This window comes from Bradyrhizobium sp. BRP23 (assembly GCF_020194135.1).
GTDB classification, from domain to species: Bacteria; Pseudomonadota; Alphaproteobacteria; order Rhizobiales; family Xanthobacteraceae; genus Bradyrhizobium; species Bradyrhizobium yuanmingense.
In genome coordinates, this window is record NZ_JADYVW010000016.1 from 105,935 (window position 1) to 127,684 (window position 21,750).

At 65.1% G+C, this 21,750-nt stretch carries 19 protein-coding genes; 6 read left to right on the forward strand and 13 right to left on the reverse strand.

The annotated features are described in order from the left end of the window. The first annotated feature begins 69 nt into the window (after window positions 1-69). Window positions 70-600, forward strand: a complete 531-nt coding sequence (locus I6F24_RS31570; protein WP_036009040.1) for an SH3 domain-containing protein — start codon at window positions 70-72, stop codon at window positions 598-600. A gap of 182 nt (window positions 601-782) precedes the next feature. Here I6F24_RS31570 and irrA read toward each other — a convergent pair whose 3' ends face one another. Next, on the reverse strand, window positions 783-1,271 hold the full coding sequence (gene irrA / locus I6F24_RS31575) for an iron response transcriptional regulator IrrA (RefSeq protein ID WP_036009037.1): 489 nt from the start codon (window positions 1,269-1,271) through the stop codon (window positions 783-785). 348 nt (window positions 1,272-1,619) lie between these two features. Here irrA and fabA point away from each other — a divergent pair, with 348 nt between their 5' ends. From fabA to fabI, 3 genes are all read left to right on the forward strand, one after another. Then, window positions 1,620-2,141, forward strand: coding sequence for a bifunctional 3-hydroxydecanoyl-ACP dehydratase/trans-2-decenoyl-ACP isomerase (gene fabA / locus I6F24_RS31580; protein ID WP_036009034.1), 522 nt, complete (start codon window positions 1,620-1,622; stop codon window positions 2,139-2,141). A 39-nt stretch (window positions 2,142-2,180) separates the two neighbouring features. Beyond that, window positions 2,181-3,404, forward strand: coding sequence for a beta-ketoacyl-ACP synthase I (gene fabB / locus I6F24_RS31585; protein ID WP_036024480.1), 1,224 nt, complete (start codon window positions 2,181-2,183; stop codon window positions 3,402-3,404). A gap of 135 nt (window positions 3,405-3,539) precedes the next feature. Continuing rightward, window positions 3,540-4,340 (forward strand): enoyl-ACP reductase FabI, encoded by an 801-nt coding sequence (gene fabI, locus I6F24_RS31590; protein ID WP_225151997.1) that lies wholly within the window; start codon window positions 3,540-3,542, stop codon window positions 4,338-4,340. A 130-nt stretch (window positions 4,341-4,470) separates the two neighbouring features. Here the strand turns inward: fabI and I6F24_RS31595 are convergent, their stop codons facing one another. The 3 genes from I6F24_RS31595 to I6F24_RS31605 form a co-directional block, all read right to left on the reverse strand. Next, window positions 4,471-5,067 carry a glutathione S-transferase family protein gene (locus I6F24_RS31595; protein ID WP_036024484.1) on the reverse strand — a complete coding sequence of 199 codons (597 nt, stop codon included), beginning with the start codon at window positions 5,065-5,067 and terminating at the stop codon, window positions 4,471-4,473. A 167-nt stretch (window positions 5,068-5,234) separates the two neighbouring features. Then, window positions 5,235-5,684: a GNAT family N-acetyltransferase gene (locus I6F24_RS31600; RefSeq protein ID WP_036024486.1), complete on the reverse strand. Its 450-nt coding sequence runs from the start codon at window positions 5,682-5,684 to the stop codon at window positions 5,235-5,237. Between the two features lie 4 nt (window positions 5,685-5,688). Further along, window positions 5,689-6,615, reverse strand: coding sequence for a hydrogen peroxide-inducible genes activator (locus I6F24_RS31605; RefSeq protein ID WP_036024487.1), 927 nt, complete (start codon window positions 6,613-6,615; stop codon window positions 5,689-5,691). A 114-nt stretch (window positions 6,616-6,729) separates the two neighbouring features. On the opposite strand from I6F24_RS31605, the gene katG reads away from it, so the two are divergent. Further along, the gene (katG, locus tag I6F24_RS31610) at window positions 6,730-8,904 is read left to right on the forward strand and encodes a catalase/peroxidase HPI (RefSeq protein WP_036009010.1); all 2,175 of its coding nucleotides are present in this window, start codon (window positions 6,730-6,732) and stop codon (window positions 8,902-8,904) included. Window positions 8,905-8,968: 64 nt separating this feature from the next. Here the strand turns inward: katG and I6F24_RS31615 are convergent, their stop codons facing one another. The 9 genes from I6F24_RS31615 to rimP all read right to left on the reverse strand — a co-directional run bounded on the left by I6F24_RS31615 (window position 8,969) and on the right by rimP (window position 20,272). Further along, window positions 8,969-9,700, reverse strand: a complete 732-nt coding sequence (locus I6F24_RS31615) for a superoxide dismutase (RefSeq protein WP_036024489.1) — start codon at window positions 9,698-9,700, stop codon at window positions 8,969-8,971. Window positions 9,701-9,903: 203 nt separating this feature from the next. Then, window positions 9,904-12,066: a polyribonucleotide nucleotidyltransferase gene (pnp, locus tag I6F24_RS31620; protein ID WP_036024490.1), complete on the reverse strand. Its 2,163-nt coding sequence runs from the start codon at window positions 12,064-12,066 to the stop codon at window positions 9,904-9,906. Window positions 12,067-12,444: 378 nt separating this feature from the next. After that, window positions 12,445-12,714, reverse strand: coding sequence for a 30S ribosomal protein S15 (gene rpsO / locus I6F24_RS31625; protein ID WP_008540131.1), 270 nt, complete (start codon window positions 12,712-12,714; stop codon window positions 12,445-12,447). A gap of 2 nt (window positions 12,715-12,716) precedes the next feature. Further along, window positions 12,717-13,835, reverse strand: a complete 1,119-nt coding sequence (gene truB, locus I6F24_RS31630) for a tRNA pseudouridine(55) synthase TruB (RefSeq protein WP_036024493.1) — start codon at window positions 13,833-13,835, stop codon at window positions 12,717-12,719. After that, window positions 13,832-14,263, reverse strand: a complete 432-nt coding sequence (rbfA, locus tag I6F24_RS31635) for a 30S ribosome-binding factor RbfA (RefSeq protein WP_036008998.1) — start codon at window positions 14,261-14,263, stop codon at window positions 13,832-13,834. Before rbfA ends, truB begins: the two co-directional genes overlap by 4 nt. A gap of 157 nt (window positions 14,264-14,420) precedes the next feature. Then, complete coding sequence (gene infB, locus I6F24_RS31640) at window positions 14,421-17,126, reverse strand: translation initiation factor IF-2 (protein ID WP_074447575.1); 2,706 nt, start codon at window positions 17,124-17,126, stop codon at window positions 14,421-14,423. Between the two features lie 70 nt (window positions 17,127-17,196). Continuing rightward, complete coding sequence (locus I6F24_RS31645) at window positions 17,197-17,880, reverse strand: RNA-binding protein (protein ID WP_025032907.1); 684 nt, start codon at window positions 17,878-17,880, stop codon at window positions 17,197-17,199. Between the two features lie 23 nt (window positions 17,881-17,903). After that, complete coding sequence (gene nusA / locus I6F24_RS31650) at window positions 17,904-19,514, reverse strand: transcription termination factor NusA (protein ID WP_036024506.1); 1,611 nt, start codon at window positions 19,512-19,514, stop codon at window positions 17,904-17,906. Window positions 19,515-19,516: 2 nt separating this feature from the next. Continuing rightward, entirely contained in the window at window positions 19,517-20,272 is a 756-nt protein-coding gene (gene rimP, locus I6F24_RS31655) for a ribosome maturation factor RimP (protein WP_036024509.1), read from the reverse strand. 355 nt (window positions 20,273-20,627) lie between these two features. On the opposite strand from rimP, the gene I6F24_RS31660 reads away from it, so the two are divergent. Next, window positions 20,628-21,710, forward strand: a complete 1,083-nt coding sequence (locus tag I6F24_RS31660; RefSeq protein ID WP_036024512.1) for a DUF2336 domain-containing protein — start codon at window positions 20,628-20,630, stop codon at window positions 21,708-21,710. Window positions 21,711-21,750 lie beyond the last annotated feature (40 nt).

Genomic DNA, 21,750 nt, shown 5'->3' on the forward strand with positions numbered 1-21,750 from the left:
CAGGCGCGGCAGGGTTTTGGAATTTGGGGTGAGGGCCCGGTGTGCCGGGTCTTCGAAGGAGACGGGTTGATGGCGTTGGGGCGTTTTTGTTGGGTGATGGCGCTCGTTTGCACTTGGTTGAGCGCCTCGGTCGGGCCCTCGCATGCGGCGAAGGACAATACCCCGCAGACCACCAGCGGCTTGCCGGTGCCGCGCTATGTCAGCCTCAAATCGGATCACGTGAACGTCCGCGCCGGCCCGACCAAGGACAATGACGTCGCCTGGGTCTACACCCGTGCCGGCCTGCCGGTCGAAATTACCGCCGAGTTCGAGAATTGGCGCCGGGTGCGCGATTCCGAAGGCGCCGAGGGCTGGGTCTATCATTCGCTGCTGTCGGGCCGCCGCACCGCGGTCGTCACCATGAAGCACAAGGACGACCTCGCCCCGATCTATGACCGGCCCGATCCCGACAGCGCGGTTGCGGCCAAGCTCCAGGCCGGCGTCGTCACCCAGGTCAAGAAATGCGCCGCAGGCTGGTGCCGCGTCATCGGCAATGGCTTCGACGGCTGGATCCAGCAGGAGCGCCTCTGGGGCGTCTATTCGGACGAGCAGGTCAATTGACGCCGTCGGGCGGCGGAGCAATCTGCCGCCCCAACGTCATGCCCGGGCTTGTCCCGGGCATCCACGCTCTTCTGACTAGTCCCAAAACGTGGATGGCCGGGACATAGGCGAGCGCAAGCGACGCCGTCCCTTTGGACGGCTATGCCCGGCCATGACGACCAAATCAGTGATGCAGGATTAGCTCAGCGCTTCTTGCGCAGGCGCACGACCATGTCGATGCGGGAGATCTCGTAGCCCTCGGGCACCTCCGGCATCTTGGACAGCGCCAGATGCGGATCCTCGATGTCGACCAGCTCGTGGCTGTTCTCGAGATAATAGTGGTGGTGGGTGGTGACGTTGGTGTCGAAATAGGTCTTCGTGCCGTCGACGCTGACCTGGCGCAGCAGGCCGGCATCGGTGAGCTGGTTCAGCGTGTTGTAGACGGTCGCCAGCGACACCGGGACCTTGGCGAGGGTGGCTTCCTCGTAGAGCATTTCAGCCGTGAGGTGGCGTGCGCCCTTGCCGAACAGCAGCCAGCCCAGCGCCATGCGCTGGCGCGTCGGCCGCAACCCCGCGGACTGCAGCATTTCGTTGACGTCGTGCCAGGGACACCCGGTCAGGGCCGGCTGGCGGCCGGACAGGAGGGCCGCGGCATGGTCGTCGTCGTGTTGGGACGCGGTATTCTCGTTCATTTCCAAGATTTCGGGCACGCGTGAACAATATCTCCCTGTAACATAAGAAGAGAAAGATGCAGATGCAAGTTTCTCGCAACTAGAGACGTTCTAATTAGGCTCGGAACCGGTTGGGGGAGCCCGTCATTTTACCTTCATCTCTGCGCTTTGCTACCCGAAATGGCCTGTGTTAGAGAGCGCGCGGTTCCGCTTAGCCGATTTTGGCGCAGCCGGGCATGGAGGCCCGGTTGGCAATCCATGCGAAGCTTGCGCAAGTCGCGGCCGGCGGTGGCGATTGGCGGTCCGATCGAGACGGGCCCATTTTCGCCAGGAACGCCGCTCAATCGGGATTTGAACAGAGGCTCGTGAATGCTGAACAGGCGCAACGGTTACGACTATGAAGATCTGCTGGCCTGTGCCCGCGGCGAGATGTTCGGCCCAGGCAACGCCCAGCTGCCGCTGCCGCCGATGCTGATGTTCGACCGCATCACCGACATCAACGACAATGGCGGTGAGTTCGGCAAGGGTCTGGTGCGCGCCGAGCTCGACGTGAAGCCCGACCTCTGGTTCTTCGGCTGCCATTTCAAGAACGATCCGGTCATGCCCGGCTGCCTCGGACTCGATGCGCTGTGGCAGATGGTCGGCTTCTACCTCGGCTGGAGCGGGGGGGAAGGCCGCGGCCGGGCGCTTGGCCTGAGCGAGCTGAAGTTCGGCGGCCAGGTGCTGACCGACGCCCGCAAGGTTGTGTACAACGTCGATATCAAGCGCGTGATGCGTTCGAAGCTCGTGCTCGGCATCGCCGACGGGTGGCTTTCGGTCGATGACCAGATTATCTATCGCGCCAAGGATCTGAAGGTCGGCCTGTTCAAGCAGGGCACGAGCCTGGGCTGAGCGCATCACTAAGAAGACAACGATTGAGGCGAGGCTGTCATGAGGCGGGTTGTGGTCACCGGGATGGGCATCGTCTCGTCGATCGGAAACAACACCCAGGAAGTGCTTGCGAGCCTTCACGAGGCGAAGTCGGGCATTTCGCGGGCTGAGAAATATGCCGAGCTCGGCTTCCGTTCGCAGGTGCAAGGCGAGCCGTCGCTCGATCCGTCGACGGTGGTCGACCGCCGCGCGATGCGCTTCCTCGGCCAGGGCGCGGCGTGGAATCACATCGCGATGGAGCAGGCGATCCAGGATTCCGGCCTGTCGCCCGACGAAGTCTCCAACATCCGCACCGGCATCATCATGGGCTCCGGCGGCCCCTCGGCGCGCACCATCGTCGAAGCCGCCGACATCACCCGCTCCAAGGGACCGAAGCGCGTCGGCCCGTTTGCGGTGCCGAAGGCGATGTCCTCCACGGCATCCGCGACGCTCGCGACCTGGTTCAAGATCAAGGGCGTGAACTATTCGATCTCATCGGCCTGCGCGACCTCGAACCATTGCGTCGGCAATGCCTATGAGACCATCCAGATCGGCAAGCAGGACGTCATCTTCGCCGGCGGCTGCGAGGAGCTGGACTGGTCACTGTCGGTGCTGTTCGACGCCATGGGCGCGATGTCCTCGAAGTACAACGACACGCCGGCCACGGCCTCGCGTCCCTACGATCTCAATCGCGACGGCTTCGTCATCGCCGGCGGCGCCGGCGTGTTGGTGCTGGAAGAGCTCGAGCATGCCAAGGCGCGCGGCGCGCGCATCTATGGCGAGGTGGTCGGCTATGGCGCGACCTCTGATGGCCACGACATGGTGGCGCCGTCGGGCGAAGGCGCCGAGCGCTGCATGCGCATGGCGATGTCGACGGTGAAAACCAAGGTCGACTACATCAACCCGCACGCGACCTCGACGCCGGCCGGGGACCCGCCGGAGATCGAGGCGATCCGCAAAGTGTTCGGCGTCGGCGAGAAGTGCCCGCCGATCTCGGCGACCAAGGCGCTGACCGGCCATTCGCTCGGCGCCACCGGCGTGCAGGAAGCGATCTATTCGCTGCTGATGATGAACAACGGCTTCATCTGCGAGAGCGCGCACATCCAGGAGCTCGACCCCGTGTTCGCCGACATGCCGATCGTGCGCAAGCGCATCGACAACGCCAAGATCGGCACCGTGCTGTCGAACTCCTTCGGCTTCGGCGGCACCAACGCCACGCTGGTGTTCAGCCGGCTGGATGCGTGATCTCTGACTTTGTCATGCCCCGCGAAGGCGGGGCATCCAGTACGCCGCGGCTTCTCTATTTATCACGACGGTCTCTGGAATACTGGATCGCCCGCCTGCGCGGGCGATGACGTCGAAAATAGGAGCGATGGCGGTATGGAAGGTTTGATGAAAGGCAAGCGCGGTCTGATCATGGGCATCGCCAATGATCATTCCATCGCCTGGGGCATGGCGCGGACGCTTCATGCCCATGGCGCCGAGCTTGCCTTCACCTTCCAGGGCGAGGCGCTCGGCAAGCGCGTCAAGCCGCTGGCGGAGCACCTCGGCGTCGATCTGGTGCTGCCTTGCGACGTCGAGGACATCGCCAGCGTCGATGCCACCTTCGCGGTGCTCCGCGAAAAGTGGGGCAAGCTCGACTTCGTGATCCACGCGATCGGCTTTGCCGACAAGAACGAGCTGAAGGGCCGCTATGCCGACACCAGCCGCGAGAATTTCTCGCGCACCATGGTGATCTCCTGCTTCTCGTTCACGGAGGTCGCAAAGCGCGCCGCCGAGCTGATGACGGAGGGGGGCAGCATGATCACGCTGACCTTCGGCGCCTCAGAGCGCGCGATGCCGAACTACAACGTGATGGGCGTGGCCAAGGCGGCGCTGGAGGCCTCCGTGCGCTATCTCGCCGCCGATTTCGGACCGCGCGGCATCCGCGTCAACGCGATCTCCGCCGGCCCCATCCGCACGCTCGCCGGCTCCGGCATCGGCGAGGCGCGGGCGATGTTCGCCTTCATGCAGAAGCATTCGCCGCTGCGCCGCGGCGTCACGCTCGACGACCTCGGCGGCTCGGCGCTATATCTGTTGTCGGATCTCTCCGGCGGGGTGACCGGCGAAGTCCATTATGTGGATTCCGGCTACAACGTCATCCTGATGCCGCGGCCGGATGATCTGAAGTCATCGGAATAGCTTCGTAGCCTGGATGGAGCGCAGCGAAATCCGGGACAGGCTCATCCGCGGATGCGATTGCCCCGGATTGCGCTGCGCTCCATCCGGGCTACTGCAGCTACTTCGCTTTGCCTACCCTACGAGAGCTTGCTTAACCCGCCGCGATCTTCTCCGCGCGCTGGAAGGCCGGCCGCGCCGTGCAGCGCGCGAGATAGGCGTCGAACGCCGGGCGCGACGGCACCATCTTGAACAGGCGCACCGCGAAATTCAGGCCGGAGCCGATGACGACGTCGGCTGCGGAAAATTCCTCGCCGAGAATCCACGGGCCCTTCTCGAGCGCGGCCTCCAGCACGTCGAACACCTGCGTCGCGCTGCCCCAGGCCGCGGTCGAGGTCGGGATCTCGATCTTGGTGAAGATCTGGATAATGGCGGGCTCGATGCAGCCCGGCGAGAAGAACAGCCATTGCAGGTAGCGCGCCCGGCGCGGATCGGTCACGGCTGGCGCGAGCCTGGTTTCGGGATAGCGGTCGGCGATGTAGGCGCAGATCGCGGCGGCTTCGGCGAGCGCGGCATCGCCGTCGGTCAGCGCCGGCACCTTGCCCATCGGATTGATCTTCAGATAGTCCGGCGCCTTCTGCGCGCCGGTCGAGATGTCGGTCAGCACGCGCTCATAGGGCAGGCCGCTCTCCTCCATCAGCCAGAGCGTCGTGAACGAGCGCGAGCGGGGCGACCAATAGAGCTTGATCATGGCGTGGAACCTTCCATCGACGAGAAGCGAACAGCGCGATTCATGACGCGTTTGTAGCGCATTCGCAACGCACTACGTCTGGGCAAGGAGCCGGCTGCGCGAACGACATGTTGGTCAACGCGGCAGGTTGCCAGCGCGGCTCCCAAGCAAGCTGCGTACGGCTCCTACTATCGCTTCCACCGATAACACTTCATCACGAACCCGTTCGATGGCTCGATCTCTTCCCTCTCGAGCACAAAGCCTTCGCGCTCGTACCAGCGCCAGGCCTTTTCGTTCTCGCGGACGCAGCGCAGATACATCTCGTCGGGTATTTGCGTGCGCGTGAAGGCGAGCAGCTTCCGCCCGAGCGATTGCCCCTGATAGGCGGGCGCGACGAACAGCATGTCGAGATAGAGCTTTGGCAGATGCAGCGCCAGCATCGCCGCGAGCGTGCCGCGGTCGTCGGCGACGAACAGGCTCCAGCCGTTCTCGATCTCGCGCCGGATGCGCGCCCGCAGGTTCGCCAGCAGGAAGTCGCTGGCTTCGGCGAGCCCGGTCGAGACCCAGCTCTCCATCCAGACGCGCCCGATCTCGTCATATTCAACCGCGCGGGCGGGGCGGATGATCGGATGCGACATCCGGTCAGGCTTTCTGGCTGCGCACGGATTGCCGCACGCGGACCTTGCCCGCGGACAGACACACCACCTCGGAAATCTGCAGCAGCTGCCGCGCCAGCGGGCTGGTCTTGCGCCAGACCATGCCGATGGTGCGCGACGGCTCGGGGTCGCGGAAGCGCGCCAGCGAGACCGAGGCGGAGCGCGTCTCCACCGGCACCGCCATCTCCGGGATCAGGGTCACGCCGATGCCGGCGCTGACCATCTGCACCAGCGTCGACAGGGAGTTCGCATCCAGCATCTCGCGCGGCGGCGCGGCCTGCATGTTGCAGAAGGAGAGTGCCTGGTCGCGGAAGCAGTGCCCCTCCTCGAGCAGCAGAAGCCGCATCTCGCGCATCATCTCGCGTGACGGCACCGGTGTGCCTTCATCGGCGCCCGGCCGCACCAGCAGAAATTTCTCCTCGAACAGCGCGACCTCGGTGAGCGATGGCTCCGACACCGGCAGCGCCACGATGGCGGTGTCGAGCCGTCCCTCCACCAGTTCCTGGATCAGCCGCGGCGTCATGGTCTCGCGCACGCGGATGTCGAGCTCCGGGTGCATGCGCGTGAGGTTCTTGGTGATCTTGGGCAGCAAATAGGGCGCGATGGTCGGGATCATGCCGATGCGCAGGCGGCCGGCGAAGCGGTCCTGCGAAGCGCGCGCGAAATCGCCGAGCTCGTCGACCGAGCGCAGGATGTCGCGGACCCGTTGCGCCAGCTCCTCGCCGAACCGGGTCAGCGCGACCTGGCGCGCGCTGCGCTCCAGCAACAGGCCGCCGAGCGTCTCCTCCAGTTCCTTGATCTGCATCGACAGCGCCGGCTGCGAGATCGAGCAGGCCTCGGCGGCACGGCCGAAATGGCCGTGGCGCGCCAGCGCATCGAAATACCGGAGCTGGCGCAGCGTCAGATTGATCATCAGAAAATCCTATCGCAGCGATCATTAAAGTCAACTTCCCCTGATAGGACGCGACGCTTAGAGTGGTTCTACCTGGCCAAGGGCGCGAGTTCGACGCCGCCAGAGGAGGTATTCATGGACGACACTTCGAAGTGCCCGTTTTCGGGCGGAAAACCCACGCGCTCAAACCGCGATTGGTGGCCGACGCAGCTCAACATCGAGGTGCTGCACAAGAATTCCGACAAGTCCGATCCGATGGACAAGGACTTCGATTACGCCAAGGAGTTCAAGTCGCTCGACCTGAACGCGGTCATCAAGGACCTGACCGCGTTGATGACGGATTCTCAGGAATGGTGGCCGGCCGACTTCGGCCACTATGGCGGCCTCATGATCCGCATGGCCTGGCACAGCGCCGGCACCTATCGCACCACCGACGGCCGCGGCGGCGCCGGCGCCGGTCAGCAGCGTTTCGCCCCGCTCAACAGCTGGCCCGACAACGCCAATCTCGACAAGGCGCGCCGTCTGCTCTGGCCGATCAAGCAGAAATACGGCCAGAAGATTTCCTGGGCCGACCTGATGGTGCTCGCCGGCAACGTCGCGCTCGAATCGATGGGCTTCAAGACCTTTGGTTTCGCCGGCGGTCGCGTCGACGTCTGGGAGCCGGAAGAGCTCTATTGGGGGCCGGAAGGCACCTGGCTCGGTGATGAGCGCTACAGCGGCGAGCGCCAGCTCGCCGAGCCGCTCGGCGCGGTGCAGATGGGCCTCATCTACGTCAATCCGGAAGGCCCGAACGGCAAGCCGGATCCGGTCGCCGCGGCCAAGGACATCCGCGAGACCTTCGCCCGCATGGCGATGAACGACGAGGAGACCGTCGCGCTGATCGCTGGCGGCCACAGCTTCGGCAAGACCCATGGCGCCGGCGATCCCTCGCTGGTCGGTCCAGAACCGGAAGCCGGTGCGCTTGAAGACCAGGGCCTCGGCTGGAAGAGCAAGCATGGGGCGGGCCACTCCGCCGACTCCATCACCAGCGGTCTGGAAGTGACCTGGACGAAGACGCCGACGAAGTGGAGCAACAACTTCTTCGAAAATCTCTTCAACTTCGAATGGGAGCTGACGAAGAGCCCGGCCGGCGCTCAGCAATGGACCGCCAAGAACGCCGAAGCGATCATTCCGGACGCGTTCGATCCGTCGAAGAAGCATCGGCCGACCATGCTGACGACCGACCTCTCGCTGCGCTTCGATCCCGCATATGAGAAGATCTCGCGTCGCTTCCTGGAGAACCCGGATCAGTTCGCGGACGCCTTCGCCCGTGCCTGGTTCAAGCTCACCCATCGCGACATGGGTCCGATCCAGCGCTATCTCGGCCCGCTGGTGCCGAAGGAGACGCTGATCTGGCAGGATCCGATCCCGGCCGTGAACCACGAGCTGGTCAGTGAGCAGGACATCGCGGCCCTCAAGTCGAAGATCCTGGCCTCGGGCCTGACGGTGCCGGAGTTGGTCTCGACGGCCTGGGCCTCGGCCTCGACGTTCCGCGGCTCGGACAAGCGCGGCGGCGCCAACGGTGCGCGCATCCGCCTTGCTCCGCAGAAGGACTGGGAGGTCAACGAGCCGGCTCAGCTCGCCAAGGTGCTCGGCAAGCTCGAAGCGATCCAGAAGGACTTCAACGCCTCATCCGGCGCCAAGAAGGTCTCGCTCGCCGACCTGATCGTGCTCGGCGGCACCGCCGCCGTCGAGAAGGCTGCCAAGGATGCCGGCGTCGACGTCAAGGTCGGCTTCACGCCGGGCCGCATGGATGCTTCGCAGGAGCAGACCGATGCGGCCTCCTTCGCCCCGCTGGAGCCGCGAGCCGATGGCTTCCGCAACTACATCGGCAAGCGGCATCAGTTCATGCAGCCCGAAGAGGCCCTCGTCGACCGCGCCCAGCTGCTGCGGCTGACCGGTCCGGAGATGACGGTGCTGGTCGGTGGCCTGCGTGTGCTCGGCGCCAATGCCGGCGGGTTGAAGCACGGCGTCTTCACCTCGAAGGTGGGAACGCTAAGCAACGACTATTTCGTCAACCTGCTCGACATGAGCACGCAGTGGGCACCGCCCGGTGCGGACGGCGTCTACGAAGGCCGCGACCGCAAGACCAACACCGTCAAGTGGACCGCAACGCGCGTCGATCTGATCTTCGGCTCGCACTCGCAGCTTCGCGCCTTCGCCGAGGTCTATGCCACCTCGGACTCCAAGGAGAAGTTCGTGAAGGACTTTGCGAAAGCCTGGACCAAGGTGATGAACCTCGACCGCTACGACATCGCGGCGCGATCCTGATCGGGGGCCCGCAAACAAAAGGGCGGCCGAGAGGCCGCCCTTTTTTCATCATCCCGGATCGGCGTTACACGTCGAGTGTGCCGGCCTTCGCGGCAGCGTAGCGCTCGCCCACCGCCTTCCAGTTCACCGTATTCCACCATGCCTTGAGATAATCGGCGCGCCGGTTCTGGTAGTTCAGATAGTAGGCGTGCTCCCAGACGTCGTTGCCGAGCAGGGCCCGCTTGCCGTCCATCATCGGATTGTCCTGATTGGGCCTCGTCTCGATTGCGAGCTTGCCGTCCTTGCTGACGGTCACGAACACCCAGCCCGAGCCGAATACGCGCCCGCCGGCAGCGTTGAAGTCGGCCTGAAACTTTTCCATGCCCCCGAGGTCGCTGTCGATCGCGGCGAGCAGGGCACCTTCCGGCTTGCCGCCGTTCGGTCCCATGATCTGCCAGAACATCGTGTGGTTGGCGTGGCCGCCCATGTTGTTGCGGACGCCGGTGCGGATCGCGTCGGGAATGGCCCCGAGATTGCCCAGCACCTCGCCGACCGGCTTTCCCGCGATCTGCGGATTGTCCTTGGCGAAATTGTTCAGGTTGGTGATGAACGCCTGATGATGGCGGTCGTGGTGGATTTCCATCGTCTTGGCATCGATATGCGGTTCCAGCGCATTCGCCGGATAGGCCAAAGGATCGAGCTTGAACGGCCCTGTGGCCGCCGCGCCGGCTTGCGCAAACGCCATGCGCGGGGCAGCGGCAGCCGCGACGAGGCCGGTTGCAGTGAACATGAGGCGGCGCCGGGATATGGACGTCATTTGGTTCTCCTGTCTTGGGACGATCCGCTGATGAAGCGTACGGCGGTCCGATAGCTACGCAAGACCAACCATTCCGGGTTTCGATCGCGGTCACTCCGACGCTGCGGCGGAAGCGCGCATGGCCCGCGATGATGCAGGCGGCATGGCAAAGAAAAAGGGCGGCCTCTCGGCCGCCCTTCGCGTTTCCGGACTGTCGCGAGGCCTTACTCGCCGGCGGCTTCGCGCGGGGCCTTCTCGCCCTCGCCGCCCTTGTCCTTGCCTTCGAGGTCTTCGCCCGTGGTCTGGTCGACCACCTTCATCGACAGGCGGGTCTTGCCGCGATCGTCGAAGCCGAGCAGCTTGACCTTGACCTTGTCGCCTTCCTTGACGACGTCGGAGGTCTTCTGCACGCGGTTGGCCGCGAGCTGGCTGATGTGGACGAGACCATCCTTGGAACCGAAGAAGTTCACGAAGGCGCCGAACTCCATCACCTTGACGACAGTGCCGTCATAGATCTGGCCGACTTCCGGATCGGACGCGATCGACTTGATCCACTTGATCGCCGCCTTCATCGCCTCGCCGTCGCTGGAGGCGACCTTCACGGTGCCGTCATCCTCGATGTTGACCTTGGCGCCGGTCTTCTCGACGATCTCGCGGATCACCTTGCCGCCGGTGCCGATCACCTCGCGGATCTTGTCGGTGGCGATCTTGAAGGTCTCGATGCGCGGCGCATATTCGCCGAGCTCGGCGCGGGCCGCGGTGAGGGCCTTGGCCATCTCGCCGAGGATATGGATGCGGCCGTCCTTGGCCTGAGCCAGCGCGACCTTCATGATCTCTTCGGTGATGCCCTCGATCTTGATGTCCATCTGGAGCGAGGTGATGCCCGCTTCCGTGCCGGCGACCTTGAAGTCCATGTCGCCGAGATGGTCCTCGTCGCCGAGGATGTCCGAGAGAACCGCAAAGCGCTTGTCTTCGAGGATCAGGCCCATCGCGATGCCCGCGGTCGGCCGCTTCAGCGGCACGCCCGCATCCATTAGCGCCAGCGAGGCGCCGCAGACCGAAGCCATCGAGGACGAGCCGTTGGACTCGGTGATCTCCGAGACCACGCGCGTGGTGTAGGGGAATTCATGGTGCGGCGGCAGCACCGGACGAATCGCGCGCCAGGCCAGCTTGCCGTGGCCGATCTCGCGGCGCTTGGTGCCGCCGAGGCGGCCGGTCTCGCCGACCGAATAGGGCGGGAAGTTGTAGTGCAGCAGGAACGTTTCCTTGTAGGTTCCGGACAGCGCGTCGATGTACTGCTCGTCCTCGCCGGTGCCGAGCGTGGTCACGACCATCGCCTGGGTCTCGCCGCGGGTGAACAGCGCCGAGCCGTGGGCGCGGGGCAGCACGCCGACCTCGGCGACGATGTTGCGCACCGTCTTGCTGTCGCGGCCGTCGATGCGCTTGCCGGTGTCGAGAATATTCCAGCGAACGATCTTGGCCTCGAGCTCCTTGAACACGCCGGCGACACGGAGCTTGTCGTATTTCGGCTCCTGGCCCTCCGGGAAGTAGTGGGCCATCACCTTTTCCTTGGCGACGCCGACGGCGGCATAACGCTCCTGCTTGATCGGAATCGCATAGGCGGCGCGCAGCTCCTGCTCGACCAGGCCGAGCATCTCCTTCTCGAGCGCGGCGTTGTCGATGACGGTGACTTCGCGCGGCTCCTTGGCGGCCTTCTCGGCGAGCTCGATGATCGCGTTGATGACAGGCTGGAAGTGGCGGTGACCAAACATCACCGCGCCGAGCATGATGTCTTCGTTCAGTTCCTTGGCTTCCGATTCCACCATCAGCACGGCGTCGGCAGTGCCGGCGACGACGAGGTCGAGCTGGGTGTCGACCATCTCGTCGAGCGTCGGATTGAGAATGAACTCGTCGTTGGCGAAGCCGACGCGGGCCGCGCCGATCGGGCCCTTGAACGGCACGCCGGACAGCGTCAGCGCCGCGGAGGCCGCGACCATCGCCACGACGTCGGGATCGTTCTCCATGTCGTGCGACAGCACGGTGACGATCACCTGGGTCTCGTTACGCCAGCCGTCGACGAACAGCGGGCGGATCGGTCGGTCGATCAGGCGGGAGACCAGCGTCTCCTTCTCGGTCGGACGGCCCTCGCGCTTGAAATAGCCGCCGGGAATGCGGCCCGCAGCGTAGGCCTTTTCCTGGTAATCGACGGTCAGCGGCAGGAAGTCGACGCCCTCGCGCGGCGCCTTCGCCGCGACGACGGTGGCGAGCACCACGGTCTCGCCATAGGTGGCGACGACGGCGCCGTCGGCCTGGCGGGCGATCTTGCCGGTTTCGAGCTTGAGTGGGCGTCCGCCCCAGTCGATTTCGACTGAATGCTTATTGAACATAGAGGTCTTCTTTCATGGGTTCTCGAAAGAAGGGACGGCTCTCGAAAAACAAAAACCATGCGCAAGATTGCGGGACGCTGATCGGAGCGGATGATCAGCGTCCTGCGATCCTGCCATGGTTTTTGGATGTCGGATGGCGTCCATCCTTTCGGGTCATACGGGCGCCTTGCCCGTTGTGCCCAGCCGCCGGATTGCTGCTGGACTGTCAGTCGGCACGACTGCGAACACCGAACCGCGGTCTTCGCCGTTCATGCCCGGATGCCGGCCGCCAACGACCTGCATCCGACGTGCGCGCAACCTCGATCAAAAAGCTTAAAACAAGCGCTTTCGTTCGAAACCACGCGCGAAAACGCGCGCCGGTGGCGCGCGCAGGAACTCTTAACGACGAATATTGTGCTTCTCGAGCAGCGCCTTGTACCGCGCCTCGTCCTTCTTCTTGAGGTAGTCGAGGAGCGAGCGGCGGGTCGAGACCAGCTTCAAGAGGCCACGACGCGAATGGTTGTCCTTCACGTGGGTCTTGAAATGGTTGGTGAGGTTGTTGATGCGTTCCGACAGGATCGCGACCTGAACCTCGGGCGAGCCGGTGTCGCCGGCCTTGGTGGCATTCGTCTTGATGACTTCCGCTTTGCGTTCTGCGGCAATCGACATCGTCAATTTCTCTCGTTGCGACCGGGGCTGGCAGTCAGGCCGGTCAGGTTGAACACACGCTTGGGGATGATTTCGCCATTGCCAACTTCGGCAAGCGCCAAAAGACGGCCTGCCACCGTGACATAGACTGTGCCGCTACAAGTGGGCGCATCCCGTCCGCGCAACAAAACGGCCTGGCCCCGATGGAGCCTTGCCGCATCAGCCCGAGTGACGGCCAGTGCCGGGATGTCGTCCAGCGCGGTCTCAACGGGCAAAAGCGCGTCGGCGAGGCTGCCCTCGCCGGACGCGGCTCTATCGCACAAAGACTCCAACTGATCCAGCGGAATCATGTCGTTTTCGCCAAATGGGCCGACCAGGGTCCGCCTCAGCGCGCAGATATGGCCGTAAGTGCCGAGAATCCGGCCCATATCGCGGGCGAGCGCCCGCACATAGGTGCCCTTGCCGCACTCGGCCTCGAACACGGCCCGGTCGTTATCTGGTTGATCGACAAGGGTTAAATGGTGAATCTCGACCGGGCGGGGCGCCAGTTCCACGATCTCGCCGTCGCGGGCGAGGTCATAGGCGCGCTCGCCCTGGACCTTGATCGCCGAATAGCGCGGCGGGATCTGCTCGATCACCCCGGTGAAGCGGGGCAGCAAAGCCAGGATGGCCTCCCGGCTCGGGCGCTGGTCCGAGGTCGCGGTCACTCGGCCCTCGATGTCGTCGGTGTCGCGCTCCTCGCCCCAGCAGACCGTGAAGCGGTAGCGCTTGCGGCCGTCCATCACGAAGGGGACGGTCTTGGTGGCTTCCCCGAGCGCGATCGGCAAGCCCCCCGAGGCGAGCGGATCGAGCGTGCCGGCGTGTCCGGCGCGCTTGGCGTTGAACAGGCGCTTGAGCACGGCGACCGCCTGCGTCGAGGTCATGCCGATCGGCTTGTCGAGCACGACCCAGCCATGGACGTCGCGGCGGTCGCGGCGGACCTGGTTGCCCTTCTGCTGCTTGGCCCGCGGATCGTTGTTGACGCGGCGCGGCTCCTGATGCGGCTGCGAATTGCCGCCCATCTCCGCGAAATCGTTGGTCTGCGCGTCGCGCTGATCGGTGTCGTTGCCGCCGATCGTGCCGTGAGCGGGGTCCATGGTCATTGCTCTTCTTCCCGATCCGAATGCGGATCCTGTTCCAAATCCTTCTGCACCGCAGGCGTTCGCAAAAGCTTCTCGATCCGTTCCGCTTCGTCGAATCGTTCGTCGACGCGGAAGCGAATGTCAGGTGCAAATTTCAGGTTAACGCGCCGCGCGACCTCGCCGCGCAAGAACTTCTTGTTGCGCTCGAGCGCAGCGATGACGATCTCGGTGTCGCGGCCACCGAGCGGCATCACGTAGACCGTCGCGAGCTTCAGGTCGGGCGACATCCGCACCTCCGGCACGGTGATGATGTGACCTTCGAGGTCGGCATCATGCACATTGCCTTGCGCCAGAATATCGGCCATCGCGTGGCGAACCTGCTCGCCGACGCGCAGCTGACGCTGCGAGCCGCCGGGCGCGGAACTCTTCTTCTGATGATGCCGTGGCATTTTTTCGAAAATCACCTCGTCATGCCCGCATCTGGGACACGGGCATTGTCATTTGTCCTGTTGAAACGAAGAGGGGGTGGATGGCCGGAAAAAACCGGCCATCGCACTCCCGCAATCTCAGTTCAAAAAGATCCGAACGCTTCGGTAAGATTTGGACTTACAGGGAGCGCTGGATCGTCTCCACGCGATAACACTCGATCACGTCACCGGCACGCATGTCGTGGTAGTTCTCGAAGGCCATGCCGCATTCCTGGCCGGATTGGACTTCCTTCACTTCGTCCTTGAAGCGCTTCAGCGTCGACAGCTTGCCTTCGTGCACGACGACGTTGTCGCGGATCAGGCGCACATTGGCGCCGCGTTCCACGGTGCCGTCGGTGACGCGGCAGCCGGCGACCTTGCCGACCTTGGAGATGTTGAAGATCTCCAGGATCTCGGCATTGCCCAGCATGGTTTCGCGCAAGGTCGGCGCGAGCAGACCGCTCATCGCCTTCTTCACGTCGTCCACGAGGTCGTAGATGATGTTGTAGTAGCGGATCTCGATGCCGTTGCGCTTGGCGGCCGCAGCGGCCTCCTTGTTGGCGCGAACCGAGAAGCCGATGATCGCGGCGTTGAAGCCTTCGGCCAGCGTCACGTCGGATTCCGAGATGCCGCCGACGCCGGCATGCAGGATGCGGGCGGCGACCTCGTCGGTGCCGAGCTTCTCCAGCGAGCCGAGGATGGCTTCCAGCGAGCCCTGCACGTCGGCCTTGACGATCAGCGGGAATTCCTTGCGGCCCGCCGTCTTCAATTGCGACATCATCTGCTCGAGCGAGCCGCGCATGCCGGAGATCGAGGCTGCCGCGTTCTCGCGCTTCTGGTGCGCGCGGTAGCTGGTGACCTGGCGGGCGCGGGCTTCGTTCTCGACCACCGCGAGACGATCGCCGGCCTCAGGCGGGCCGTTGAAGCCGAGCACCTCGACCGGCACCGAGGGGCCGGCCTCCTGCACGGTCTCGCCCTGATCGGAGATCAGCGCGCGGACGCGGCCCATTTCGGCACCGGCGACGATGATGTCGCCGACGCGAAGAGTGCCGCGCTGGACCAGCACGGTCGCGACCGGACCACGGCCGCGATCGAGCTTGGCCTCGATCACGGTGCCTTCGGCCGGACGCTCCGAATTGGTCTTGAGGTCGAGGATTTCGGCCTGCAGCGCGATCATCTCGAGCAGCTTGTCGAGATTGGTCTTGTTCTTGGCGGACACCTCGACGTCGACGACTTCGCCGCCGAAAGATTCCACCTGCACCTCGTGCTGGAGCAGCTCGGTGCGCACGCGCTCGGGCTTGGCATCGGGCTTGTCGATCTTGTTGATGGCAACGATGATCGGCACGCCGGCCGCCTTGGCGTGATTGATGGCTTCGACCGTCTGCGGCATCACGCCGTCATCGGCCGCGACCACCAGCACGACGATGTCGGTCACCTTGGCGCCGCGGGCGCGCATCGCGGTGAACGCTGCGTGGCCGGGCGTGTCGATGAAGGTGATCTTCTTGCCGGTTTCAGGCGATGTCACCTGATAGGCGCCGATGTGCTGGGTGATGCCGCCGGCTTCGCCGGAGACCACGTTGGCGTGACGGAGCGCGTCGAGCAGCGAGGTCTTGCCGTGGTCGACGTGACCCATGACGGTCACCACGGGCGAACGGGTCTCGGTGTCGGTCGAATCGTCGGTAGCGTCGAACAGACCTTCTTCAACGTCGGAGGCGGCAACGCGCTTGACGGTGTGGCCGAGCTCTTCGGCAATCAGCTGCGCGGTGTCGGCGTCGATCACGTCGGTGATCTTGTGCATCGCGCCCTGCTTCATCAGCATGCGGATGACGTCGACCGCGCGCTCGGACATGCGGTTGGCGAGTTCCTGGATGGTGATCGCTTCCGGAATGACCACTTCGCGGATGAGCTTTTCCTTGGGCTCGTTCGAAGCGTGGCCCTTCAGGCGCTGGGTGCGGCGGCGGAACGAGGCGATCGAGCGCTCGCGCACCTCATCGGCATTGAGCGCGGTGACGACGGTCAGGCGGCCGCGCTCCTTCTGCGGGCCGGGCTTGTGGGTGGGCTTGGGGGCCACCACGGGACGCGCGGCGCCGCCGGGACCGCGGCGGATCTGGCGCGGCGCCTCGTCGTCGTCAGCTTCGGCCGCAACGGCGGGGCCGCGGCCAGCCGGTCCACCCGGACGCTGCGCGGTCGTGGTTGCAGGGCGCGCCGTCGTGGTTCCAGGACGCGCTGTGGTGGTGGTTCCAGGCCGGGACGCAGGCGCACCGGGGCGCGGTGCGGAGGCGGCCGGTACCGCGGCGGCGGGACGCGGTGCGGACGGCTGCTCGCCTTCGCCAAAACGCTTCTTGGCCTCGGTCTCGGCCTTCCGCTTGGCTTCGTCCTCGTGACGGTGGCGCTCTTCCTCGGCCTTGCGGCGGGATTCGGCGGCTTCGCGCTCGGCGCGCTCGGCAGCCTCACGGGCGGCGCGGCGCTGGGCCTCTTCCTCGGCCTGGCGGCGTTCCTCGACCTCGCGCAGCTTGGCATCGGCCAGCGCACTGGCACGGGCCGAACGCTCATCCTCGGTGAGGGTGCGAAGCACCACGCCGGAACCGGCGTTGCGCGGCGGGGGCGGAGCCGGACGCGGCGGCGCGGCGGGTGCGGCCGGCGCCGGCTTTGCCGTCACCTCGGGCGCGTGCGGCTCGGGTCCATCGCCAATGCGGCGCTTGCCGCGCTTCTCGACCACGACCTGCTTGCTGCGGCCATGGCTGAAGCTCTGGCGCACGGTGCCCGTTTCGACGCGCGGCTTGAGCGATAGCGTCTTGCTCGGAACGCTCAGCTTCTTGTCGCCAGGGGTCTTGGTATCAACCATTCAGCAGTCCTAATCCTGATTTATCAGTGTTGTGCGTTGCCGCACCATCCAATCGGGTCGTCGTTGTCTCTCAGAAATCCTGGCCGGGTTTTTCGGCAGTCTTGTCGTCGTCCGCCATCCGGTATCGGACCAGGATCTGGCTACGTGACAGGAATGACTTGCTCGCCGGGCCCGCGAGCAGGGCAGCATGTATCACATTTGACCGGGTCAGTGCCAAATCCAATTCTACCGATTTCAGAGCGGTGACGACGGGAATCTGCGCCTTAGCACCGCGATTCCCGGCATTCTGACGCGCCAGCATGTCCAATTTGCGGATTCCGTCCGCGGCCCCGTCGCTGGCATGGATCAGGACCTCGACCGTTCCTTCCCGGAGGGCGCTCTCGACCTTGCCGAAGCCGGCCACGACCTGACCCGCCTTGGCGGCGATCCCAAGGGCTTCGGTCACGCTCCGGACCAGGAGCGCCTCGATGTCGGTGGGAAGCGTCTGAGGGATGCGCAGCTCGCGCTTGAAGGCCTTGCTAAATTGGTGACGCCGCACCGCTTCCGCAACCGTCTTGCGGGAGGCGGTGAGCCACATCCCGCGTCCGGGCAGCTTGCGCTTGAGATCGGGAACTATTTGTCCGTCAGGCGATGCAACGAAGCGGATCAGCTCGTCGATCGGCCGGACCTCGCGGCTGACCGCGCACATGCGCATGGTCGCGGACCTTTCGGTCCGCGGGCCATGGTCAAGTTCGAGGTCGGAATCTGCAAGCATCCGGGCGACATTCTCCTTTGCCCTTAAGCCGGTTGATCTTCGGTCGCCTCGGCCTCCTCGGTGGGCTTGGCGAGATCGGCTTCGGTGATCCAGCCGGCCTTGACGCGGGCCTGCATGATCATCGCTTCGGCGTCGTCACGGGAGATGTCGATGCCGTCGAGCGCGCCGGCGTGCTTGGTCGGCTCGCTGCCTTCCTTGCGCTCGGTCCAGCCGACCAGATCGTCGGTGGCGCAGCCGGCGAGGTCCTCGACGCTCTTGATGTCGTTCTCGCCGAACTTCACCAGCATCTTCGAGGTCACGCCGGGCACGTCCTTGAGCGCGTCCTCGACGCCGAGCTCCTTGCGCCTCGCCTCGAGCTCGGCTTCCTGCTGCTCCAGATATTCGCGGGCGCGATTCTGCAGCTCCTGCGCGGTCTCCTCGTCGAAGCCCTCGATGCCGGCGAGCTCCTTGACGTCCACCATCGCGAGCTCCTCGACCGAGGTGAAGCCCTCGGACGCCAGCAGCTGGCCGACCACTTCGTCGACGTTAAGCGATTCCATGAAGACCCGGGTCGAGTTCTCGAAGTCGGCCTGGCGGCGCTCCGATTCCTCCTGCTCGGTCAGGATGTCGATATCCCAGCCGGTGAGCTGCGAGGCCAGGCGCACGTTCTGGCCGCGGCGGCCGATCGCGAGCGAGAGCTGGTTGTTGGTGTCGGGCACCACGACCTCGATGCGCTCGCGGTCCTCGTCGATCACGACCTTGGAGACTTCCGCCGGCGCCAGCGCGTTGACCACGAAGGTCGCGATGTCGGGCGACCATGGAATGATGTCGATCTTCTCGCCCTGCAGCTCGTTGACCACGGCCTGCACGCGCGAGCCGCGCATGCCGACGCAGGCGCCGACCGGATCGACCGAGGAATCGCGGGAAATCACGCCGATTTTCGCGCGCGAGCCCGGATCGCGGGCCACCGCCTTGATCTCGACGATGCCGTCATAGATCTCCGGCACTTCCTGCGCGAACAGCTTCGCCATGAACTGGGGATGGGTGCGGGAGAGGAAGATCTGCGGGCCTCTCGTCTCGCGGCGGACGTCGAAGATGTAGGCGCGAACGCGGTCGCCGTTGCGGAACACCTCGCGCGGCAGCATCTCGTCGCGGCGGATGATGGCTTCGCCGCGGCCGAGATCGACGATCACGCTGCCATATTCGACGCGCTTGACGACGCCATTGACGATGTCGCCGATGCGGTCCTTGAATTCCTGGTACTGCCGGTCGCGCTCGGCCTCGCGCACCTTCTGCACGATGACCTGCTTGGCCGATTGCGCGGCGATGCGGCCATATTCCAGCGGCGGCAGGGTGTCGGCGATGGTGTCGCCGACCTGGGCGCCGGGATTGGCGCGCTGCGCGTCCACCAGCGAGATCTGGTTGGAGTGATTCTCGACCTTGTCGACCACCAGCATGTGGCGCGACAGCCGCAGCTCGCCCTTCTTCGGGTCGATCTCGGCATGAACGTCAGTCTCGCTGCCGTAACGTGCGCGCGCCGCCTTGGCGATGGCGTCCTCCATCGCCGCGATGACGATGCCGCGGTCGATCGACTTTTCGCGTGCGACGGCGTCGGCGATCTGAAGCAATTCGAGTCGGTTGGCGCTGACTGCCATGGCTAGTCTCCTTGGTCAGGCTCGATCTCGCCGCGCCGCGCGCGTTCGGCGGCAAGGCGATGTTTCTTCGTGTTGGTCGGGGCCGGCTTCTTCTTCGGCTTGGTGTTCTTGGTGGTCTTCTCGCTGATCCTGGCGTGCGGCGCCTGCGGCGGCTCGAGACCGAGATTGCGCCGCATCTCGCGCGCCTCGGCCTTGCCGCGGCGCATGGATTCGGCGATCAGCTCGTCGGTCAGCACCAGCCGGGCATCGCCGATATCCTCCATGGTCAGGAGAACGTCGGCATCGTCGCCAGCCTTGGCATCGTCGCGATGCAGATGCACGCGGTCGCCCTCGACGGCGCCGAGCGTGCCGCGGAAGCGCTTGCGCCCCTCATGCGCGACCGCCATCTCGATCTTCACCAGGTGCCCGGAATAGCGCTCGAAATCGGAGCGGCGCACCAGCGGGCGGTCGATTCCCGGCGAGGAGATCTCGAGCCGATAGGCGCGGTCGATGGGATCGGCGACGTCGAGCACGGGCGACAGCGCCCGCGAGATCGCCTCGCAATCCTCGATCTGCATCGAGCCGTCCGGCCGCTCGGCCATGATCTGCACGGTGCAGCCGGCCTCGCCGGAAATGCGGATCCGGACCAGGCGGTAGCCCATGCCCTGCAGCACGGGAGCTGCCACCGCGGACACCCGTGCCGCGACGCCGGGCTCGACCACGAGCCGCGGCTCGGCCAGCAATTCGGCATCCGTGGAACCAGGGTTCGGTTCGGTCATGTCCAGGGTCAGAGCGCTCGATGGTTAAGGCTTGGTTACGATGTCAAAGCCCGCTTCGGAACTTTCCCGACGACGCGTCGGGCGCATCTCCCGCCGAGCCGCGTTCAGGTAATAAAAAAGAGCGGGTCCTTGCGGGCCCACTCTCACTACGCGGATCGTATGAGAAGATGAATTGGCGCTGATATAGCGCTTTCTTAACCCCCGGACAAGGCCCATTGCAGCGGGAACGGGGCCTTTTTGCGCCCGTCGGACCCTGCGCAACGCTTCCTTCATCAAGCAGGCCTAGATTCCCCGATTGTGGGGCGGCTTGGACCAAGGGCGCACCCGCGGCGTGCCCCGTTCGAGTTGCGTTTTCATGACCGTTGCCACGTCGCTCATTCCTGGACTGGACGATATCGTCAAGCGCGGCGACCCGAGGCGTCGTGGCGAGATCGCGCGCGCCATTTCCCAGCTGTTCTTCCAGGACGCGGAAAAGCTCCGCCCTGAACTGATCGATCTCTTCGACAATCTCCTGGTCGATCTCGTCCCGCATGCCGAGCTGGCCTCGCGCGCCGATCTGGCCGAGCGTTTCTCGCGCCTGAACAACGCGCCGCCGCACCTCGTCAATCAGCTCGCGCGCGAAAACGAGATCGCGGTCGCCGGCCCCGTGCTGCGCCGCTCGCCAGTGCTCGACGACGCGGCTCTGGTCGAGATCGCGCGGTTGAAGGGCCAGGGTCATCTGTTGGCGATGACTGAGCGTCCAGCTTTGTCTCCCGCCGTCACCGACGTGCTGGTCGAGCGCGGCGATCGCGACGTGGTGCGCCGTGCCGCCGCCAATGCCGGTGCGGTGTTCTCGCCGGGCAGCTATTCCGAGATGATCAAGCGCGCGGCGCAGGACGGCGTGCTGACGCTGAAGATCGGCCAGCGCAACGACCTTTCCGGCGAGCACCTGAAGCAGCTGCTCGATGGCACGCTCGACGTCATCCGCCGCCGCCTCTCCACCGTGGTCAATCCCGCGCGCCAGGTCGAGATCAAGCGCGCGATGGCGGCGATCGAGGAGGCCGCATTGCCGCCGGGTCCGCGCCGCGACTACTCCGCGGCACAGCACACCGTGCTGACCTTGCGGCGCGAGGGCCATCTCGGCGAGAGCGCGCTGCTCGGCTTCGCCAAGGCGCACAAATACGAGGAATCGGTCGCCGCGCTGTCGGCGATGTCGGGCGTTCGCCTCCAGGTCCTCGACCGCCTGATCGCAGGCGACCGCTACGATCCGCTTCTGATCCTCGGCCGCGTGCTGAGCCTCGGCTGGCCCACGGTGCGCGCGCTCATCCTGCTCTGGTACGGCTCGAACCGCACGCCGGCCGATGCCGATATCGAGGCCGCGCGTCTGAACTTCACACGCCTGATGCCGGCCACCGCCGAACGCGTCGTGAATTTCTGGCGCAACCGGCAGACGATCTAGCGTCCCACTCCGTCATTGCGAGCGAAGCGAAGCAATCCAG

What these genes read in the sequence shown, in the direction of transcription:
- I6F24_RS31595 (WP_036024484.1), bottom strand. Translation starts at nt 5,067, where the DNA reads ATGATCAAGCTCTATTGGTCGCCCCGCTCGCGCTCGTTCACGACGCTC.
- rimP (WP_036024509.1), bottom strand. Translation starts at nt 20,272, where the DNA reads ATGACCGAACCGAACCCTGGTTCCACGGATGCCGAATTGCTGGCCGAG.
- truB (WP_036024493.1), bottom strand. Translation starts at nt 13,835, where the DNA reads ATGACCATGGACCCCGCTCACGGCACGATCGGCGGCAACGACACCGAT.
- rbfA (WP_036008998.1), bottom strand. Translation starts at nt 14,263, where the DNA reads ATGCCACGGCATCATCAGAAGAAGAGTTCCGCGCCCGGCGGCTCGCAG.
- infB (WP_074447575.1), bottom strand. Translation starts at nt 17,126, where the DNA reads ATGGTTGATACCAAGACCCCTGGCGACAAGAAGCTGAGCGTTCCGAGC.
- fabB (WP_036024480.1), top strand. Translation starts at nt 2,181, where the DNA reads ATGAGGCGGGTTGTGGTCACCGGGATGGGCATCGTCTCGTCGATCGGA.
- rpsO (WP_008540131.1), bottom strand. Translation starts at nt 12,714, where the DNA reads ATGTCGATTGCCGCAGAACGCAAAGCGGAAGTCATCAAGACGAATGCC.
- I6F24_RS31605 (WP_036024487.1), bottom strand. Translation starts at nt 6,615, where the DNA reads ATGATCAATCTGACGCTGCGCCAGCTCCGGTATTTCGATGCGCTGGCG.
- irrA (WP_036009037.1), bottom strand. Translation starts at nt 1,271, where the DNA reads ATGAACGAGAATACCGCGTCCCAACACGACGACGACCATGCCGCGGCC.
- katG (WP_036009010.1), top strand. Translation starts at nt 6,730, where the DNA reads ATGGACGACACTTCGAAGTGCCCGTTTTCGGGCGGAAAACCCACGCGC.
- I6F24_RS31600 (WP_036024486.1), bottom strand. Translation starts at nt 5,684, where the DNA reads ATGTCGCATCCGATCATCCGCCCCGCCCGCGCGGTTGAATATGACGAG.
- I6F24_RS31570 (WP_036009040.1), top strand. Translation starts at nt 70, where the DNA reads ATGGCGTTGGGGCGTTTTTGTTGGGTGATGGCGCTCGTTTGCACTTGG.
- I6F24_RS31645 (WP_025032907.1), bottom strand. Translation starts at nt 17,880, where the DNA reads ATGCTTGCAGATTCCGACCTCGAACTTGACCATGGCCCGCGGACCGAA.
- pnp (WP_036024490.1), bottom strand. Translation starts at nt 12,066, where the DNA reads ATGTTCAATAAGCATTCAGTCGAAATCGACTGGGGCGGACGCCCACTC.
- I6F24_RS31615 (WP_036024489.1), bottom strand. Translation starts at nt 9,700, where the DNA reads ATGACGTCCATATCCCGGCGCCGCCTCATGTTCACTGCAACCGGCCTC.
- fabI (WP_225151997.1), top strand. Translation starts at nt 3,540, where the DNA reads ATGGAAGGTTTGATGAAAGGCAAGCGCGGTCTGATCATGGGCATCGCC.
- nusA (WP_036024506.1), bottom strand. Translation starts at nt 19,514, where the DNA reads ATGGCAGTCAGCGCCAACCGACTCGAATTGCTTCAGATCGCCGACGCC.
- I6F24_RS31660 (WP_036024512.1), top strand. Translation starts at nt 20,628, where the DNA reads ATGACCGTTGCCACGTCGCTCATTCCTGGACTGGACGATATCGTCAAG.
- fabA (WP_036009034.1), top strand. Translation starts at nt 1,620, where the DNA reads ATGCTGAACAGGCGCAACGGTTACGACTATGAAGATCTGCTGGCCTGT.